Raw genomic sequence first — 17525 nt, 5'->3', positions numbered from 1 at the left:
TCCAAGATCTGCATGTCCCTTCGCCCCCGACGATCTTCCCAAACAGTCGCGCTGTGCGTCGCGCTCATGCTTCCCTGCATGCCGGCCCACGGCTTGGTGCGTTGGAACGAAGGTAAGGATCAGGTTTTTATCACCGGCTCCGTTTCGGTCGCGGTCGACAGCAACATCTACGCGTCGTCAATCAACGAGTCGGATACGATCTACTCCTACACCATTGGAGCGGAATACCGACGCCACGCCGGCCTCATCGGCGTGAACGCCAACGTCTCGATCACCGACAGCCAGTTTTCGACGAACTCGAGCGAGAGTTCCATCAACCCGAACTACCGGCTCGAGTTTACCAAGGACACCGGCCGCACCACCGGCACCCTCGGTTTCAACGCGGTGCGCTCCAATCGCGCCGACCCCACGGAAGGCGTCCGCACCGACTCTTGGCGCTACGGCAGTGACCTCAACTTCCGCTACCCGATTTCAGAGCGCCACTCCGTGACTGGCGGCGTGCGCTGGTCGCGCATTGATTACTCCGATAACGACGTCTTCGTCGATTTGGACACCTACAGCTTGTCGGCCGACTGGTTTTACGTGCTCTCAACGCAGCGCGACGTGTTCGCTGGATACCGTCTTCGCTTGCTGGAGACTGCGGCTGACACCTCGTTTGCCGACCACTCCGTGAGTGTGGGTGTCTCCGGTCGCCTCCTTCCCGGTCTGAATGGCAACGCCCGTGTCGGCTACCAAATCCGTGAGGCCCTCACCGGCAACGATGCCACTTACGAAGGCTACAACGCCGCCATCTCTGCGACTTGGAACTTTACGCGGAAGATCGCCCTCACCGGCTCAGTCTCAAAAGACTTCTCGATCACCTCCCGCAACGTTTCCACCGACACGCTCAGCGGTAACCTCGACGCCCAATACGCCCGCACCGCCAAATTGCTGTTCGCCGCTGGCGTGGGCGCCGGTCGCATTGAGTTCCTGGGACTCGAGGGCGCCAATCGTGAGGATACCTTCCTCACCGCCTACGGCCGCGTCGCTTACACTTTCTCGGAACGTCTGCGCCTCGGCCTGATCTACTCCTACTATCGCAACTGGTCGACCTCGTCTTTTTCAGATTTCGACCGCCATTCTGTCACTTTTGACGCGAGCACACGCTTTTAAGGAGGAATACCCATGACGGTTTTCAATAAACACTGGCTGAGGCGCGGACTGCTTCTCCTCACCCTCCTCTTGGTGGGTCAGGTGGCGTATCCCCAGCCCGTCCCACCAGCCTTCCGCCCCGGACCCAACAGCCGGGCGATCACCTACTACATCGCGCTGACCGACCGTCTGCGCGTCGCCGTTTTCCAGGAAGAGGATCTTTCCACCATCGTCCGTGTGGACGCCAAAGGCCGGGTGAATCTCCCTCTGGTAGGCCCGATCGAAGTCGTTGGCATGACCATCGAAGGTGCGCAGGAAGCGATTCAAAATGCCTACCGTGACCAGCGTTTTCTGCGCAATCCGCAGGTTACCATCGCGGTCGAAGAATACGCTGCTCGCGAAGTGATCGTCCAGGGAGAGGTGCTCCAACCCGGGCGTATCCCGCTCCCCATCGAATCCGGCATGACCGTGCTCGACGCCATCACCAAAGCCGGCGGCCTCACCGATGTCGCTCGCGGTGAGAAAGTCACCGTCACGCGCAAGTTGCCCGACGGCACCAAAGCCGTCACCACGGTCGACGTCGCCTCGATTTTGCGCGGTCGCGATTCATCCACCGACACCGATTCCTCCATGTTGCTATTGCCCGACGACATCGTCTTCGTGCCCATCCGGTTCCTCTGATCACGGATCTCTCAATCTACAGTAATGGTCACAGCCTCCAAGACTCCCTCCCGTGCCCGCGGCGACGCTCAAGCCGACGAACCCATGAGCGAGCGTCGCACCCTGCGGGACTACGCGATCATTCTCCGCGAGCGCTTTTGGATCGCGCTTCCACTGGCACTGCTCGTTTCCATCGGCTTGGGTTACATGAAGGCGCGACAGGTGCCTCTGTATCAGTCCACCGCCACCATGCGCTTCGAGAAGCCAGCTGTGGTCGTTGGGCGCGGCCCCAACGTGACCGACGAATCCGTGCGCGGTTTTGTCGACCTCAACACCTATTTGCAGGAACTCGGCTCGGCCTCGATGCGCGAGCGTGTGATCAACTCCCTCACCCCCGAGGAAGCCCGCATCCTCCAACGCCCCTACCTGCAGGACCTCCAGCCCGGTCAGGAGCCCCCCTCGGCGGGAGCCGCCTTGGGCCAACTCAACGTTGGCGACGTGCGTGACAGTTACATCATTCGGATTTCCGTCGTCCACCGGGATCCAGAAGCCGCCGCCCTCGTCGCCAATCGCTACGTCGACCAGTTCATGGATTACATCTTCGATCGTCGCGGTGACACCGTGGCCGGCGTAGGTGACTTCCTTGAACAACGCGCCGAAGCCCTGCGCCTCGAGGCTGAAGATGCCGAGCGCCGCCTCCGCGACTACCAGCGCAAACACGATCTCGTCGACCTCGACAACTCCACCAACTTGGTGCGCAACCGCTTGGTCCAAGCCGACCAAGCCGTGACCAACGCCCGCCTCGAACGCATTCGAATCGAGGAACTCCTGCAGCAAGTCGAAAGCTTCCGCGACCAAGGTCGCTCCCTGCTGGAGATCAGCTACATCAGCAGTCACGGATCGGTCAACGCCCTCAGCCTCCAACTCGCAGAGCTGCGCCGTAACGAGGCCATCCTGGCCGAGCGCTACTTGGAGCGCCACCCCCGCATGATCGACGTAGCCAACGAGATCGCCGTGGTCGAAGGCCAGCTCCAAGACGCCCTCAACCTCGCGATCGCCGACTTGCGCACGACCGTCGAAAAGGCCCGCACCCAAGAGCGCTCCATGCAGGCCGAATACGTGAAGGCCGAGCAGGAGCAGCGCCGCCTCAACGAACTTTCCGCCGAACATAACAGCCTGCGCGACCAAGCTCAGATCAAACGCGCCAACTATCAGCAAATCGTCTCGCGTCTTCAGGAAGTGGATACGGAGGAGCGCATGGAGAGCGTGCCCGTCCATCCGCTGGACGCGGCCGTCCCGGCCGGAGCGCCTTTTACCCCCAACATCTCCGGCATCGTGAAGTCCTCCGTGCTTGTCTTCGTGCTCGTCTTCGTCGGCGTGGCCGTGGGCCTCAGCTTCATCGACGACCGCATCAAGAGCGCGTGGGACGTTGAACACTTCATCGGTGTCAACCTGCTCGGCATCATCCCCGACCTCTCTGCACTCAAGGATGAAGAGAAGTATTCGCTCGTGCTGGAGAACCGCCAAGTCCCGGGAACGGAATCCTTCCTCAGCGTCTACAGCGCGGTGAAGATCAACTCCAAGTTGGACTTCCCCAAATCGCTGCTGGTCACCTCCACCATCCCGGGTGAAGGCAAGACCCTCATCTCCTGCAACCTTTCCGGCGGCTTCGCCCGCCACGGCCGCAAGACTCTGCTCATCGACTGCGACCTTCGTCGCCCGATGCTCCATCGCCACTTCCAGATGGAGAACGACAAGGGCCTCATCCCGTGGTTCGAGAACAAGGGTTCTCTCGACGGCGTCATGGCCGACGACCCGGACCTCGGCATCGTGAAGGTCGGCGAGAACCTCTCTCTCCTGCGCTCCGGCGGCCGCTCCCGCATCCCGACCGAACTGCTCGAATCCGAGCGCTTCGTCCAGGTGCTCGATCGCCTGCAAAAGGAATACGAACTCATCGTCATCGACTCGCCGCCCGTGGGCGCCGTGACCGACTCCCTGCTCATCGCCGAGCACGCCGACGAGGTGATCTACGTGTGCCGCTTCAACCGCGCCTACCGCAAACACATCCGCCAATACATCAACGCGCTCCAAAGCGCCAAACGCGAGATGCTCGGCATCGTGCTCAACGGTCTCTCCCCGCGACGCATCGAGTATTACTCCAACTACCGCTACTACCGGAGCTACAAGAAATATTACGGCGCCGAGTCCTGAGCGTTCGCGCTCCCACCGACTCCCGATCCAAGCCTTTTGGCCGTATCGCCCCCGCGCGATGCGGCCTTTTCTTTTCGCCCGCCGCCACCCACGCTCCGCCCGATGCTCTCCGCGCACCTGCCTTCCGATTTTGACGCCTCGCGCCCCGTCGCCCTCATCGCCGGCCAAGCCCTCTACCCGCGCTTGGTGGCCGATGCCATTCGCGCCGCCGGCGTGCCCCTGCGCCTCATCGCCTTCGAGGAGGAAACCGCGCCCGAGCTCTGGGACTCCGTGCCGGAATCCGACCGCGTGCGCATCAAAGTCGGACAACTCGGCCACATGCTCAAAGCCCTCGATCGCTTTGGCGCCGGTTACGCCCTCATGGCCGGACAGATCACGCCGCGCCGTCTGTTCAAGGGCCTGCACCCCGACCTCAAAGCCACCCGCATCCTCTTCTCCCTCAAACGCCGCAACGCCGAGACCATCTTCGGCGCCATCGCCACCGAGATCGAAAAACTTGGTATCCACCTGCTCGACGCCCGCGCCTTCCTCGACGACCACCTCGCGCCCGAAGGACTCTTCGCCGGGCGCAAATTCCCCATCCCCGACGACTACCTGGCTCACGGCATCCAGATTGCCCGCGAGTGCGCCCGCCTCGATATCGGCCAGGGCTGCGTCGTGCGCAAAGGCACGGTGCTCGCCGTCGAAGCCTTCGAAGGCACCGATGAGATGATCCGCCGCGCCGGCACCTTCAAGACCGAGGACGCCCTCTTCGTGAAGACCGTCAAAGGCCGTCAGGATTTTCGCTTCGATGTGCCTTGCTTTGGCCAACGCACCCTCGAGTCCATGCGCGAAGCCGGTCTGCGCGCGGCCGCCCTGGAGGCAGGCAACGTCATCGTGCTGGATCGCCCCGCCGTCGAAAAACAGGCCGCCGAGTGGGGCATTTCGCTGCTCGGTTTTCGTGCCTGAGCCCGCGGTGACCGCTTGCGCTGCGCTCCTGCCCCAATCACCTTGCGCTCATGAAGTCCGATGTCGTTGAAGTCTCCGTCCGGGGTGTGATGCCCACCGCCAATGGTTGCGCGGTGTTTTTGGGCACCGACGACAAGACCTTCGTCATCTACGTCGATCACTCGGTGGGCAACGCCATCCAGATGACCCTCGACGGGATTCGCAAAGAGCGCCCGCTAACGCACGACCTCATTGGCCAGATGTTCCTCGGCCTCGGGGTCGAGATGGAGCACGTCATCATCAACGACGTGAACGAGGGCACCTTCTACGCCCGCATCCTCCTGCGCATGGAGAACGAGATCGGCAAAAAGATCGTCGAGATCGATGCCCGTCCCAGTGATTCCACCGTGCTCGCGCTGCAGCAACAGCGCCCGATTTACGTGGCCCGTAGTGTCCTCGATTCCGTCGAAGACATGACCGAGATCCTCGAGCGCGTCCTGCGCAAGAAAGAGGAAGAGGACGAGTCCTTTGGCGGCACGGATGACTAAGCTGCCCCCGCCCATCGAACCGGGCCAGCCGCTCACGGCGCTGGCCCCCATGCAGGACGTCACGACCCTCGCTTTCATGGCGGTCGTCGCCCACTACGGCGCGCCCGACTATTTCGTGACCGAGTTTTTCCGTGTCCACGACACCTCGCGCCCCGAGCGCCACATCGTGCGCTCCATCGACGAGAATCAGACCGGCCGCCCCGTCTTCGCCCAACTCATCGGAGAATCCATCGAGCACCTCGAGCGCACCGTCGACCTCCTGCTCAAACACCCCGTGGCCGGCATCGACCTCAATCTCGGTTGCCCAGCACCCAAGGTGTATAAAAAAAACGTCGGCGGCGGCCTCCTCCGTGACCCGGCCAAAGTCGACGAAATCCTCGCCGCCCTCCGCGCCGCTTGCCCCGGCCTGTTCACGGTGAAGATGCGTCTCGGTTTCGACGACGCCTCCCCCTACGACGCCGTCCTCGATTCCGTCGCCCGCCACAACGTCGACCTACTCACCGTCCATGGCCGCACCGTCAAAGGCGGCTACCGCAGCGCCGTCGATTACGACCTCATCGCCCACGCCGTGCGGCGCGTGCCCTGCCCGGTCCTCGCCAACGGCAACGTCACCTCGGCCTCCGCCGCCGCCCGCATTGTCGAGCATACCGGCGCCGCCGGCGTCATGATCGGGCGTCACGCCATCCGCAACCCGTGGCTCTTCCAACAATGCCGCGATCACTTCGCCGGACGCGCGGTTTTCCAACCCACGTTGGCCGACGTGCATGGTTACGCGACCCGACTTTTCCGCGCCACGCAGGATCCCAAAATCCCGGAGCGAGCTCACGTGAACCGCATGAAGAAGTTCCTCAACTTTGTCGGCCAAAGCGTGGACCCCGAGGGCGCGTTCCTGCACGACATGCGCCGCACTCAGAGCGAAGCCGAACTCTTCGCTGTATGCGATCGGCACCTCCTGACCGAACCCGACCGGCTCTTCGTCGACGAACCTTACCCGGGCGTCATCGCTCGGCCCAACTGCGAGGCGCCGACGAGCACCGCCGACGTCGACGGTTGCTCGCTCTGAAACGATCCCGGCGCGCGGATTACTGATCCAACCCGAGGACGGTGCGGCCTTCCTCGGAAATCATGTGCGGCGTCCACTGCGGATCCCACACGATGTGCACTTTGGCGTCCGCCACCGTCGGCAGCGCCGCCACTTTTTTGCGCGCATCTTCAGCGATCACCGGCCCCATGCCGCAGCCCGGCGCAGTGAGCGTCATCTTCACTTCCACCGTGCGGCCACTCTCGCCGTGGTCTTCGACGAACAGGTCATACACCAAACCGAGGTCGACGATGTTGAGCGGGATCTCCGGATCGAAACAGGTCTTCAACGCGTCCCAAACCGCCTGCTCGCTGAACTCCGCGACTTGCGACTCCGCCGCCGCTTCGGCCGCAGCCTGGTAGCCCTCAATGGCCGACGCATCGCTCTCCGCGATCCGGCACAGACCTTGGTCGGTGCGCACCGTGACGTTGCCACCCAGCGACTGCACGATGTGGACCGACAGGCCCTCGGGCAGCGTGACCGGCGTGCCGGCGGGGATGACGGTGGCTTCGACAGCGCGATTCAGGACGTGATCAGACATGGTTCGATTCAGACGGGAATCGGAGCGCGTTGAAAAGCTCCGACTCGACGGGTTATTGGATAATCAACTCGACCGGGAGGCGCGCATACACGCCCCGCGGGTCGTTGAATTGACGCAATTGGCCGAGATCGGCTTCGAGGCGTTGGGCGGCTTCCTCGAGGATCGAAGGCGCCTCGACCGAAGTCGGCGACAGGCGCTGCATCGCTTCCGCGATCACTTCGGCCAACTCCTTCGGACGCGGGAACTCGGTCACCATAAAATCACTTTCGAGGTCCGCTTCCTTGGCGGCGAAGGCGATGGCATCGGCCAAACCGCCCAGTTCATCCACCAGACCGATTTCAATTGCCTGCTCGCCCGTCCAAACCCGCCCCTGCGCGATCTCGCGCACATGGTCCGGATCGAGGTCGCGGCCTTCCGCCACCTTCTGAATGAAGTCGGCGTAAATGGAGTCGGTCACCCGTTGGGCGAGCGCCATTTCTTCGTCGGTCTTGGGTCGGGCGATCGAGAGCGCGTCGGCGAATTCGCCGGTCTTCACCGTGTCCCAGGTGAAGCCAAAGCTGTTACCGAGTTCCTCGATGTTGAGGATCATGCCAAACACGCCGATTGAGCCGGTGATGGTCGTCGGTTCGGCAAAGATGCGATCGCCGTAGGCCGAGATCCAGTAGCCGCCCGATGCCGCGTAACCGCCCATCGACACCACCACCGGCATCTTTTCCGCAGCGAGACGCAGCTCACGCTGAATGTGTTCCGAAGCGGCGGCCGATCCGCCCGGGCTATTCACCCGCAACACGATCGCCTTCACTTTGGGATCCTGCCGCAAGCGGCGGATTTCCCGGGCGAATTTGGCGCCGCCCACATCGGTAGGCGTGCCCTGCCCGTCCACGATCGCGCCCTCCGCATAAATCACCGCGACGCGTCCATCCTCGTCGCCATCGTCCTTCGGTTGTTCTTCCGGCGCGGCGCGCACCTTCCCCATCTGGGCAATGTATTCGCCGAGGCTCACCTGTTTGAAGGGCTTCTTCGGATCATCGACATCGGTCTTCTCTTTGAGCTCGCTCAAAATCTCGTCGGTGTAAGCCAGACGGTCGATCAGGCCCGCCTTCAAGGCATCCGCGGGCACGAAGGCCTCACCCGCATCGATCAGCGCCTGCAAGTCCGCCGGCTTGATGTCGCGCGCCTCCGCCACCGTGTCGCGGAGTTCGCCCCACAGGGAGTTGAGCAACGAGGTCAGTTGCTCGCGGTTCTCCGGGCTGAAGTCCCCTCGGGTGTAGGGCTCCACCGCCGACTTGTATTTGCCCACGCGCGTGATCTGCACGCCGATACCGTATTTCTCGAAAGCGCCCGCGTAGAAGGTCGGTTGTGACGCCAGACCGGGAATCAGCACCATGCCCTGCGGATCGAGGGCGATGTCGTCGGCCAGACTCGCCACGTAAAAGTCACGCGTGTCCGGATACTGCAGGAACGCCTGCACCGGTTTGCCCTCCTCTTTAAACGTCTCCAGCGCCCGTCGCACTTCCTGCAGCGTCGCAAACGAGGTGCCGTAGCCGGCCGGCGCGAAGGAGCCTTTCAGCAATACGCCCTCGATGCGGTCGTCCTTGGCCGCGGCTCGCAGCGCCCGCGTGACCAAACGGGTCTGCAGCTGCGACGGCAAGTCCTGCCCGCTGAACGCCGCGATGATCGCGTTGTTATCAATTTCCTGCGGCGCATCCGAGATGTTGCTCGACAAGTCAAAAACGAGATACGCGCCCTTCTCCACTTGCGGTTTGGGCGGTTCACCCAGCTTGGAGATCACCATCAATCCGATAAACATCATCAGGGTGCCGCCGATCACAAAGAGGATCAAACCAGTCACCGTGCCCAACAAAGATGCGAAGAAGGTCTTCATGTGTGCCGATACCGTAGAGCCAATCCCAAGTTCCTCCAGTGCAATTGGCTGATTGGTCGCTCACCTCCACCGGCGGTTTCCTGAGCAGAAGATTGCGCACCTTCCCTGAAAACCTAACCTCCCGCGCCATGAGCAACGGCTCCGAGCTTCTCACGACCAACCGCAAAGCTCTCTCCATTAACTTGGACGAGCAAAAATACGGCACCTTCGCCGAGATCGGGGCCGGCCAAGAGGTCTCGCGGCTCTTTTTCCAAGCCGGCGGCGCCGCCGGCACCATCGCCAAATCCATGTCAGCCTACGACATGACCTTCAGCGATGAGATTTACGGCAAAGCCCCCCGCTACGTCTCCCGGGAGCGCCTGGTCACCATGCTCGACCACGAGTATTCGCTGCTCCACGAGCGCCTCTCAGCCCAGCGTGGCAACAAAACCACCTTCTTCGTTTTCGCCGACACCGTCGCCGCCAAGGCCTACCGCGGCAACAACGAGTGCCACGGCTGGATGGGCATCCGCTTCCAGGCCGAGCCTAACTCCGAGCCCTCCGATATAATCATCCACGTGCGCATGTGGGATAAGGACAACCTGCTCCAACAGCAGGCTCTCGGCATCGTCGGCGTGAACCTGATATATGGCGCCTTCGCCTACCGCGAAGAACCCGCCAAACTCATCTCCTCGCTCACCGACAACGTCGGCAACGACCGCATCGAGGTCGACATGCTCAAGCTCAGCGGTCCGGCTTTTGAAGACGTCGACAACCGTCTTATGTCGCTGCATCTCGTGCAGTTCGGCCTGACCAACGCCGTGCTCTTCGGCCCGCAACAGGAGGTGTTGCAACCCTCCGAAGTGCTGCGCCGCAAAGCCATCATGGTGGAACGCGGTTCGTTCCGCCCGGTCACTCACGTCAACGTCGACATGCTCAACTGCGCCTGTGCCCAGTTTATGCAGGAGCCCGCCGTGCAGGGGAAGGACCTCATCGTGCTCATGGAAATCACCATGAACAACCTGCTCGCGTCCGGTGACATCGATGCGGAGGACTTCCTAGCCCGTGTCGACGTCCTCGGCGACATCGGCATGACGGTGCTCATCTCCAACTACCCGGAATATTACCGCCTCACCTCCTACTTCCGCCGCTACACCTCGGAAATGATCGGCGTCGCGATGGGCATCAACAACCTCCTCGAGATCTTCAACGAGAAGTATTACGAGTCGCTGCAGGGCGGCATTCTGGAGGCGTTCGGCCGTCTCTTCCGCAACGCGGTCAAACTCTACGTCTACCCGATGCGGCGCAACGCCTACGACAACTACGTGCAGGAGATCAAAGCCGCCACCGGCAGCGTCGCCGCCGCCTCGGCGCCGATCCCCGCGCTCGCCAGTCACGCCTTTGCCGCCGACGTGCTCGTCACCGCCCGCAACCTCCAGGTCTCACCGCACCTGCGCAACCTCTACGCCCACTTGATGGAGAACCATTACATCGACTGCACCGTGGGCTATAACAACGACATCCTGGACATCTTCTCCCGCGATGTCCTGCGCCGCCTCCAAGGCGGTGACCCCAGTTGGGAAAACATGGTGCCCGCGCCGGTTGCTCAGGCCATCAAGTCCAAGGGATTGTTTGGTTACGTCGCGGCAGACGAGACCGAGCCGGCCACCGACGCCTGAGCGGCCCACCCACCGGAACCACGTATCCAATCTCTGGCGACACCCGCCTCCTCATGCTTTTTCACAAGTATCACGCGCTCGGCAACGACTACATTGTCATCGATCCGGCCGAGTGGCCCGAATCCTCTCCCCCCGACGCCGCCGCCATCCGCGCCATCTGCCACCGCAATTTTGGGGTCGGCTCCGACGGCATTCTCTGGGGGCCGTTTCCGACTGAGCATACCCCCTACGGCCTGCGCATCTTCAACCCCGACGGATCTGAAGCCGAAAAATCCGGCAACGGTCTGCGCATCTTTGCCCGCTACCTCTGGGACACCCATCAACCCGAGTCCGCCACCCTGCCCATCTCAACGCTTGGCGGTGAAGTGGTCGCCACCGTGCACGACGGTGCCGCTCGCGTCACCGTCGACATGGGCCGCGTCACCTTTCAAAGCCCCAAGATTCCGGTCACCGGCCCCGACCGCGAGGTGATCAACGAAACCCTCACAGCCGGCGACCAGGAGTTCACTTTTTGCGCGGCCAGCATCGGTAATCCCCACTGCGTGGTCCCGCTGCCGGAAATTTCCGCCGACCTCGCGCATCGCTACGGCGCCGCCATCGAAAACCACCCGCTCTTTCCCCAACGCATTAATCTCCAGTTTCTGCAGGTGATCGACCGTCGTCGCATTCGCATCGAGATTTGGGAGCGCGGCGCCGGCTACACCCTTGCCTCCGGATCGAGCTCCAGCGCGGCCGCCGCCGTCGCCCATCGGCTCGGACTGGTGGACGACCAGCTGACCGTCGAAATGCCGGGGGGCGAAATCGAAATCACCATCGACCCCGACTACGCCGTCCAACTCACCGGTTCTGTGAACCGCGTCGCCGACGGCACCATCGACGCGGATTTATTCACCTTCCCTCGGTTACCCTAGCTCCGGCTTCGCGCGCGCCCAAAAGAAAGACCGATGCCCGTGAGCATCGGTCTGGAAAAGAATCAGGGGCGGCGCTGAAAACGCTCAATATTTGACACCACAGCCGTAGGGCTGGGTCTGATCACGTTCGAGCTCGTGTCCGTTTTTCACCGCGGCCAGCGCGGCGATCACGTAATTCTGCGCCTTGGCCAAGTCGCGTTTGCTCGCCGACGGGATACTGTCGATCGCACCGTTGTAAACCAGCTCCCCCTCCGGATTGATCACATACATGTGCGGGGTGGTTTTGGCGCCATAGAGACGCCCCACTTTGCCGTCTTGGTCGCGAAAATACGCGGTCGGAGCGGCTTCGTTTGATTCCATCCAACCTGCAGCCTTTTCAGGGTCATAGTCGCCTTGGGCTCCCGGCGACCCCGAATTGATTGCCAGCCAGACCACCCCGTCATCCGTGGCAGACTTTTGCAGCGCGGGGATATTTCCACTGGAGTAGTGCTTCACCACGAACGGGCACTCTGGATTCACCCATTCGAGGACCACCGTTTTGCCCTTAAAGTCGCTCAGCCGGTGGGTTTGGCCGTCGATGGAGGTGAGCGTGAAGTCAGGAGCCTGTTCCCCGACCGACGCTTGGGAAGCGAACGTGGGGAGGGCGAGCACCGCGCTGAAAACCGTGGCGGTGAGGACGGATCGTAGGGTCGATTTCATACGCATCAGGTAAAGGTTCGGCGATCGAACCCTAACCCGACTTCCCCGTAATTCCAGCGGCACACGCCGATTCCGCGCCTCGGGTGTTTTCCTTATATACCCTGCCTCAACCTTACGGGTTGCCGACCACCCATTTGCATCACACATTCGCCGACCTGTGCTGGGCTGGATCGCCGATATCTTCCGAATCTGCTGGGGTTTCATCTACTGGAATACCCGCAAGACCCTCTATCGTTCCGGTAGGGGGTCTTCCGCATGCCCTTGCCAGAACCTCTCGGATTCCGGTCGAGCCGGTGAAACGGGGTGCGATGCCGCGCTGCATTTTTCCAAACCGGCTCGCTTTCGCACCGTTTGCCCACTCCTCCAACCTAATGCCGACGGTAAACTCAAATGTAGCGTCAATGCCGCCGAGGTGCGTCCTTACTGGGGCCGCGTCATCGCGTTCTACGGGACCTGCACCGTGCTGCTGTTCAGTCTCGCCATTTTTGGTGCCTACGGCGGCCTGCGCCTGATCGGATTTCCGGTCACACTGAAGATGATCGTCTGGCCGCCGAACTGGAGTCAGATCGACGAAGCCCGTGCCGCCTACTACTTGGAACAGGCCGAAACCGCCTACCAGACGGGCGACCTGAACGCGGCGGTGATGTCACTCTCCCTCGCCTACGAATACGACCCGGGCAACTACGAAGCCGGCCTCTCACTCGCCAAACTATGGCAAGCCACGCGACCCGACGTTTCCAACCACCTATACGAGCAGTTGATGAACGACCACCCCGAGCAGCGGGCGCGCACCGCTCGCACATGGCTCCGGGCTCTGCTTCCTCGCGCCGACTACGGCGCCATCGAAAAGCTCTCCGCCCGCGCCCTCGCCTTCGACCCCGAAATGGTCGCGGCCTGGTCGCATGCCCTGCTTTTTGCCAACGAACGCACCGGCAACACCGATCTACTCACCCGCATCCTGCAACAGACCGAAGCCATGCAGCCCGGCGTGCGCGAGGTGCTCACTCTGGAGACCGAGGTCCGCGCCCGGCCTGCCGCCTTTTCGATCGAACTGCTGGGCCATCCGCCGCCCCCCGATGTGCCGAGCTTCGTGATCTACTACCAACTGCGGCGACTCATCGAACTGGGCGACCCTGCCCGCGCCGTCGAGTTGCTCAACCAGCTCAACGACCGCCTCGGCGACCGCGACCGCATCTCGCTGCAGTTGCAGGCCTTTGCCCGCGCCAACGCTCGCGCCAACCAACTCGGCCTCTTCGACCGCCTCACTCGGCTCGACCCGAGCCTCGTGCAGGTCGAACTCCTGTGCGCACACCTTATTGTCAATCCCGACGAAGAGCTCTATCAAATGGTCCGCAATCGCGTCGACCCCATGAAACTCTCCGCCCCTGGTGAACGCCTTTCCGCGCTGGTCGCGATGTTTGCCCTCTCCGGCGCCCAAGGCGATTTCCCCCGCCAGAGCCGCCTCGGCGACATCCTCCGTCAGGAAGCCGGCACCTCCTTCAAAGCCCTCGACGCCATCACCGCGATGATGCGCTCTCCTCGCCAGGTGCGCATCGAGCGCGTGCTCCCCAGCCTCCAGCCGCTTTCCCTGGAGATGACCTACGCCCTGCTCGAACGCTTCGAAATGCCCCGACAATGAACCCAACGCCCACTCGACCGTGGCGGGAAGTGCCCGGGCTCTTGCGGGCCCTCGGGCCGGGTTCGTGGTGGATTCCCGGCAGCCTCGCCGTCCTGCTCGTCGCCTGGCTCTGGCGCATCGTGCCGGAATGGTCGGCCAACCCCGACCTGTCTCACGGCTTCTTCACCCCGATTCTTTTCGCCGTCCTGCTGCACGAGAGTCGACAACGCGGTCCGCTGCGCTGGTGGAACGTATCCAAACTTTGGATAAGCGTCGTATGCCTCGGCCTGTTCGCCAGTCTCGGCCTGCTGATCATCGCGTCGTTATTTGCCGCCGCGCTCGACTGGACGCACACGCTCGTGCTTTTCCTCCTCGGTTTCAGCACGACCGGCGCGCTGGCCGCCCTGTTGCTCCTCGCCGCCACCCCGCAGGTCCGTCTGGTGCCGGCCAACTGGATCACGGTCGCCGCCCTGCTCCTCTGGGTCTTCTCCCTGCCGCTGCCGCCGGGAACTTACCATTCCCTCACCTTCACCCTCCAGCTCTGGGTCTCGGATCGAGTGCTGGAAGCGCTCCACCTGCTCGGCGTTCCGGCCATCCAAAACGGCAACATCATCGAGCTAGCCAATACCTCGGTCGGCGTCGAAGAAGCCTGCAGCGGCGTGCGGAGTCTCTTGTCCTGCGTGTTTGCCGGTCTCTTCTTCTCCGCTGCGTTTGTGCGCAAGGTTGGCAGCCGCATCACCTTGCTGGTGCTCGCCCCGCTGCTGGCCATCGGGATGAATTTCGTCCGCTCGCTTTTGCTCACCTTGTTGGCCAATCGCGGCGTCGACATCACCGGATTCTGGCATGACGCCACCGGCTTCGCCATCCTCGGCATCACCGCCGTGCTGCTCGGACTGCTGGCCTTGCTACTGGAAAAGCTGGAAGACGTTTCCCCGGCAGCCGAACCGGTCGCCACTCCGCCGGAAGCCGACAATCTCACCGCCCTCGCGCCCGCCCGCCGGGTTCGACCGATCTACTTCGCCGGCTACACCGCCGGCCTCGCCGTGGTCCTGTTTTTCACGGTCATGACGCGCCCCGCCACCACCGGCAATGAATCACCCGTGCCCGATGTCCTCGCGTTCATGCCGCCTGCTCCGGCCGGGTGGCGCGTCGCCACCAGCACCGATCTCTACCGCTTCTCGGACATCCTGGAGACCGAAAACCTCGGCCAGCGCATCTACCTCAAAGAGGGCCCCAACGGCGAGCTGCTCCAAGTCACACTCTACATCGCCTACTGGGCCCCGGGCCAGGCCCCGGTCAGCACCGTCGCCTCCCACACCCCTGATGCCTGCTGGCCCGGTGCCGGTTGGAGTCCGCAGCCGATTGCCGAAACCACTACCCGCCTCGACCTCGGCGAACGGCAACTGCATGTCGCCGAACACCGCCTTTTCCACAACCAACGTATGCCGCAGCACGTCTGGTTCTGGCACAGTTACGACCGCCGCGTCATTCGGGAGTTTAATCCGCGTCGCCCCTTGGAGCTCCTGTCTTCGGTTTTCCACTACGGCATCCGCAGCGACGGCGAACAGATGTTCGTGCGCCTTTCCAGCAATCAGCCCTGGGAAACGATTCGCGACGAGCCGTTGCTGCAGGAGTTTTTCGCCGGACTGCAACCCTTCGGCCTCTGACCTCGTAACCCGCCCCGCGCCGTCACGTCATGCTCTTCAAACTCACCACGCGCGAGCGCCATGCGCTCATTTGGCTCGCGGTTTTTATCGTCCTCGGCGTGATCGGTTTCGCCGTCCTCTAGCATGATTTCCCTCTCCGCCCACACCTCCCGACCTGACTCGCGCCCGGCGCGGCCACAACGGGCGGCGACGGCGGCGGTGGTTCTCATCAGCTTGCTCGCGCTCGCCGCGCTGTTGCTGGTAGCGCTGGTCAGTTATCGCCAACACAACCAGACGGAGCTCGTCCGCCAAGAGGCCCTGCTCGCGCAAACCGCCCTCCAAGCCGCCGAGCAGGAACTGGCCATGGAGCGCGTCATCAGCCAACGACTGGCGCAGGATTCGGTCGATCTCGGGGAAGCCCGCCTTGCCTTGCTCTCGCCGGCCGACGCCGCAACTGCGCCCTCCTTTGCCGTCATCTGGTCGCCCACCAGCGGCGAAGGGGTCCTGCTCTACATCTCGAACAAACCGCTCCCGGTGGACGTCCGCTTCACCCTCACGGCGACCCGCCGTCCCTCCAGCGATCGATTCGTGCAGGATCAGGTGTTCGCCGCGGCTCCGCCCGCAGAGTTTGTGCGCGGGTTGTTCACCTTTCAGCCAGAGGAACCGGCCACCGTGACGGCCTTCACCCTGGAGCTGGCAACAGACGCTCCGAGCGCCACCGTCCACCGTTTTGGTGGCTCGCTACAGCCCTAATCCGACCGATTTTCCGCACTTGCCAGCCCGCGGAGCCACCCGCAGCTTGCGAGCCCATGGTCATCAAACCTCGTGTTCGCGGCTTCGTCTGCGTCACCTCTCACCCCGAGGGTTGCGCAGCTCACATCCAGCAACAAATCGACTACGTGAAGTCGAAAGGCTCCATCAAGGACGGCCCCAAGAACGTGCTCGTTATCGGCTCGTCGACCGGGTTCGGCCTCGCTTCGCGTATCGCCGCCGCCTTCGGCGCCGGTTCGAAGACGATTGGCGTGTTCTTTGAGCGCCCGTCCGAAGAGGACCGCCTCGGCACCGCCGGCTGGTATAACACCATCGCCTTCACTGAAAAGGCCCGCGCCGAGGGGCTCTACGCCCGCAACTTCAACGGCGACGCCTTCGCCAACGAGACCAAGGAACAGGTCATCGCCGCCATCAAAGAGGATCTCGGTCAGGTCGACCTCGTCGTCTATTCCCTCGCCTCGCCGCGCCGCCCCCATCCCGACACCGGCACCGTGCACAAATCCGTGCTCAAGCCAGTCGGCCAGACCTACAGTAACCGCACCGTGGATACCGACCGCGGCGTCGTGAGCGACATTTCCATCGACCCCGCCTCCGAGGCCGAGATCGCCGACACCATCGCCGTCATGGGCGGCGACGATTGGGAGCGTTGGATGAACGCCCTCAACGATGCCGACGTGCTCGCCGATGGCGCCACCACCGTGGCCTACACCTACATCGGCCCCGAGGTGACCTGGGACATCTACAAGAACGGCACCATCGGTCTCGCCAAAAAAGACCTCGAGGCCGCCTGCAAGCGCATCGACGCCCTCATGAAAACCAAGGGCTACGGCCGCGCGTTGATCTCGGTCAACAAGGCGTTGGTTTCGCAGGCCAGCTCCGCCATTCCGGTTGTCCCGCTCTACATTTCCATCCTCTACAAACTCATGAAGGCCAAGGGCACGCACGAGGCCTGCATCGAGCAGATGCAACGTCTCTTCGCCGACCGCCTCTACAGCGGCGAAGCGCTCGACCTCGACGAGGCCGGCCGCATCCGCGTCGACGACTGGGAAATGCAGGACGACATCCAAGCCGGCGTGAAAGAAATCTGGCCGCAGGTGACTACCGAGAATCTCGAAGCGCTCACCGACATCGCGGGTTACCGCGAAGAGTTCCTTAAGATGTTTGGTTTCGGCCTGCCCGGCATCGACTACGAGGCCGACACCGAGCCGCATCGCCCGATGATTTGAGCGAGCGCCGAC

At 62.8% G+C, this 17525-nt stretch carries 15 protein-coding genes; 12 read left to right on the top strand and 3 right to left on the bottom strand.

From position 1 onward, the window contains the following. Positions 1-12: 12 nt before the first annotated feature. The 6 genes from K1X11_RS01700 to K1X11_RS01675 all read left to right on the top strand — a co-directional run bounded on the left by K1X11_RS01700 (position 13) and on the right by K1X11_RS01675 (position 6540). Positions 13-1152, top strand: coding sequence for an outer membrane beta-barrel protein (locus K1X11_RS01700; protein WP_221028864.1), 1140 nt, complete (start codon positions 13-15; stop codon positions 1150-1152). A gap of 12 nt (positions 1153-1164) precedes the next feature. Further along, a complete protein-coding gene (locus K1X11_RS01695) occupies positions 1165-1812 on the top strand; it encodes a polysaccharide biosynthesis/export family protein (RefSeq protein ID WP_221028865.1) in 648 nt (215 codons plus the stop codon). A gap of 24 nt (positions 1813-1836) precedes the next feature. Next, positions 1837-4002, top strand: coding sequence for a GumC family protein (locus tag K1X11_RS01690; RefSeq protein ID WP_221028866.1), 2166 nt, complete (start codon positions 1837-1839; stop codon positions 4000-4002). A 102-nt stretch (positions 4003-4104) separates the two neighbouring features. Then, positions 4105-4950, top strand: a complete 846-nt coding sequence (locus K1X11_RS01685; RefSeq protein WP_221028867.1) for an LpxI family protein — start codon at positions 4105-4107, stop codon at positions 4948-4950. Between the two features lie 50 nt (positions 4951-5000). Continuing rightward, on the top strand, positions 5001-5477 hold the full coding sequence (locus tag K1X11_RS01680; protein ID WP_221028868.1) for a bifunctional nuclease family protein: 477 nt from the start codon (positions 5001-5003) through the stop codon (positions 5475-5477). Next, complete coding sequence (locus K1X11_RS01675; protein ID WP_221028869.1) at positions 5470-6540, top strand: tRNA dihydrouridine synthase; 1071 nt, start codon at positions 5470-5472, stop codon at positions 6538-6540. The genes K1X11_RS01680 and K1X11_RS01675 overlap by 8 nt, the downstream gene beginning before the upstream one ends. Before the next feature lie 19 nt (positions 6541-6559). On the opposite strand, the gene sufT is transcribed toward K1X11_RS01675, so the two are convergent. Both sufT and sppA read right to left on the bottom strand, forming a co-directional pair. Then, on the bottom strand, positions 6560-7099 hold the full coding sequence (gene sufT / locus K1X11_RS01670) for a putative Fe-S cluster assembly protein SufT (RefSeq protein WP_221028870.1): 540 nt from the start codon (positions 7097-7099) through the stop codon (positions 6560-6562). A 52-nt stretch (positions 7100-7151) separates the two neighbouring features. After that, positions 7152-8984, bottom strand: a complete 1833-nt coding sequence (gene sppA / locus K1X11_RS01665; protein ID WP_221028871.1) for a signal peptide peptidase SppA — start codon at positions 8982-8984, stop codon at positions 7152-7154. 128 nt (positions 8985-9112) lie between these two features. Between sppA and K1X11_RS01660 the strand changes: the two genes are divergently transcribed. Both K1X11_RS01660 and dapF read left to right on the top strand, forming a co-directional pair. Further along, on the top strand, positions 9113-10642 hold the full coding sequence (locus K1X11_RS01660; RefSeq protein ID WP_221028872.1) for a nucleotidyl transferase family protein: 1530 nt from the start codon (positions 9113-9115) through the stop codon (positions 10640-10642). Positions 10643-10695: 53 nt separating this feature from the next. Next, the gene (gene dapF, locus K1X11_RS01655; RefSeq protein WP_221028873.1) at positions 10696-11553 is read left to right on the top strand and encodes a diaminopimelate epimerase; all 858 of its coding nucleotides are present in this window, start codon (positions 10696-10698) and stop codon (positions 11551-11553) included. Between the two features lie 84 nt (positions 11554-11637). Here dapF and K1X11_RS01650 read toward each other — a convergent pair whose 3' ends face one another. Further along, positions 11638-12252 carry a thioredoxin family protein gene (locus tag K1X11_RS01650; protein WP_225919202.1) on the bottom strand — a complete coding sequence of 205 codons (615 nt, stop codon included), beginning with the start codon at positions 12250-12252 and terminating at the stop codon, positions 11638-11640. A 412-nt stretch (positions 12253-12664) separates the two neighbouring features. Here K1X11_RS01650 and K1X11_RS01645 point away from each other — a divergent pair, with 412 nt between their 5' ends. The 4 genes from K1X11_RS01645 to fabV all read left to right on the top strand — a co-directional run bounded on the left by K1X11_RS01645 (position 12665) and on the right by fabV (position 17513). Then, positions 12665-13891 carry a tetratricopeptide repeat protein gene (locus K1X11_RS01645; RefSeq protein ID WP_221028875.1) on the top strand — a complete coding sequence of 409 codons (1227 nt, stop codon included), beginning with the start codon at positions 12665-12667 and terminating at the stop codon, positions 13889-13891. After that, a complete protein-coding gene (locus K1X11_RS01640) occupies positions 13888-15537 on the top strand; it encodes an exosortase/archaeosortase family protein (protein WP_221028876.1) in 1650 nt (549 codons plus the stop codon). The genes K1X11_RS01645 and K1X11_RS01640 overlap by 4 nt, the downstream gene beginning before the upstream one ends. A 123-nt stretch (positions 15538-15660) precedes the next feature. After that, positions 15661-16269 (top strand): hypothetical protein, encoded by a 609-nt coding sequence (locus K1X11_RS01635; protein ID WP_221028877.1) that lies wholly within the window; start codon positions 15661-15663, stop codon positions 16267-16269. A 56-nt stretch (positions 16270-16325) separates the two neighbouring features. Further along, the gene (gene fabV, locus K1X11_RS01630; protein ID WP_221028878.1) at positions 16326-17513 is read left to right on the top strand and encodes an enoyl-ACP reductase FabV; all 1188 of its coding nucleotides are present in this window, start codon (positions 16326-16328) and stop codon (positions 17511-17513) included. Positions 17514-17525: the final 12 nt, after the last annotated feature.

The sequence above is a fragment of the Actomonas aquatica genome (assembly GCF_019679435.2).
GTDB classification, from domain to species: domain Bacteria; phylum Verrucomicrobiota; class Verrucomicrobiia; order Opitutales; family Opitutaceae; genus Actomonas; species Actomonas aquatica.
This window is presented reverse-complemented; position numbering and strand designations above follow the sequence as displayed.